The organism is Tsukamurella sputi (assembly GCF_007858445.1).
Lineage (GTDB): Bacteria > Actinomycetota > Actinomycetes > Mycobacteriales > Mycobacteriaceae > Tsukamurella > Tsukamurella sputi.
Map to the genome: position 1 here is coordinate 1 of NZ_VIGV01000037.1, position 739 is coordinate 739.

Sequence of the window (739 nt, forward strand, 5' to 3'; positions counted from 1 at the left end):
TAGGTATTGTTTTAGGTGCTCTCTTTCAGAGTCTTTCCACTTTTATGCAGGTATTGATAGATCCGAATGAGTTTTTCTTAGTACAATATAAGATGTTTGCCAGCTTTAATAATGTTCAAGTGAAGCTAATCTGGTGGGCATTAGGAATTATTGGGATAACGATGATTCTCTATCTGCCGATGATTAAATATCTCGACGTCCTCTCATTAGGGCGTGACCAATCGGTTAATTTGGGGATCTCTTATCGCAAAGTGGTGATGATAACATTGATTGTTGTCTCTATTTTGACTGCTGTTTCAACAGCATTGATTGGCCCGATTACCTTTTTAGGATTACTCGTTGCCAATCTTAGTTATGAGATTTTTAAGACCTATCGTCATTCTGTTTTATTGATAGGAACAGTGTTAGTCAGTATTATCGCCCTGGCATTTGGGCAGATGTTGGTGGAGAGAGTCTTCTCATTCTCAACAACGTTGAGTGTGATTATCAATTTTATTGGTGGGCTCTATTTTATCTATCTACTTTTAAGGGGGAGCAAATAAATGGTTGTCGTAGAAGGTGTTTCAAAATTATTTGGACAGCGTAAAGTTGTAGATGATGTCTCTATTACGATCCCTAAAAATAAGGTGACATCGTTGATCGGGCCTAATGGAGCAGGGAAGAGTACACTTCTTGGAATGATGAGTCGCTTGATCGATCCTGATGCGGGTTCTATCAAGATTGATGATCGTCTTATTAG

Annotated in this window: 2 protein-coding genes; both read left to right on the forward strand. The window is 38.6% G+C overall.

From position 1 onward, the window contains the following. Positions 1 to 542 (forward strand): iron chelate uptake ABC transporter family permease subunit (locus FK268_RS25810; protein ID WP_146437776.1); only part of this gene is annotated, 542 nt, incomplete at its 5' end. Beyond that, positions 543 to 739, forward strand: a 197-nt coding sequence (locus FK268_RS25815) for an ATP-binding cassette domain-containing protein (protein ID WP_146437778.1), incomplete at its 3' end; no start/stop codon positions are given.